This is a genomic window from Cellulosimicrobium sp. 22598, from assembly GCF_052044445.1.
GTDB lineage: Bacteria > Actinomycetota > Actinomycetes > Actinomycetales > Cellulomonadaceae > Cellulosimicrobium > Cellulosimicrobium cellulans_G.
In genome coordinates this window covers 1-653 of record NZ_JBQEMZ010000050.1, presented here as the reverse complement: position 1 = coordinate 653, position 653 = coordinate 1, and the positions used below count along the sequence as shown (strand labels likewise).

The following is a 653-nucleotide window of genomic DNA, read 5'->3' as shown; positions in this document are numbered from 1 at the left end:
CGGGCCTCGTAGACGCGCAGCGGGTCGGCGGTGCTGGTGGTGGTCGCGGTGCCGGTGACGTCGGTCCAGGTGGTGGTGCCGGTGATGCGGAACTGCCCGGACCAGGTCGTGGTGAGCGTGATCTGGACCTGCTCGGCCGGTTGGTCGTAGGTGTGCGCGACCGTGTGGTGCGGGTAGGCGGCACCGGGGTCGGTCGTGGAGACCGGGGGCGTGCCGTCGCCGTAGTCCCACGCGTACGAGCGCGGGGTGGCGCGGATCTGCACGGGGATGCCGAGCAGGGTCGTGTCCAGGGTCTGCTCGCCGGGCTGGGTGTACGTGATGGTGGGGACGTTGACCAGGGTCCACCCGTCCGGCGGCTGGACCACGATCGGCGACGGCGCGATGGTCAGGGTGCGGAACGCCGCCTCGGCCTCGCCGGCCAGGTCGACGGCGCCCAGGCAGGACGCGTCGGCGACGAGCTCCCAGCCCGAGACCGCGGTCCGGGTGCCGTCCGGGGTGTTGGTCCAGGTCTGGCGGAACAACGGCTCCAACGCGACCTCGTCCGCAGTGCACCCGGGGTCGAACCCCGCCGCGTTCTGCCCGTCCGGGCACACCGGCACCAGCCCGGGCAGCGTCGTGGCATGGTCACCGTCGTAGCACCGATACGCCGGCCC

1 pseudogene is annotated in these 653 nt (G+C 73.2%); it reads right to left on the bottom strand.

The annotated features are described in order from the left end of the window. Positions 1–530 (bottom strand): annotated as a pseudogene (locus ACTJIY_RS20830) (PKD domain-containing protein); the annotation flags it as partial. Positions 531–653: the final 123 nt, after the last annotated feature.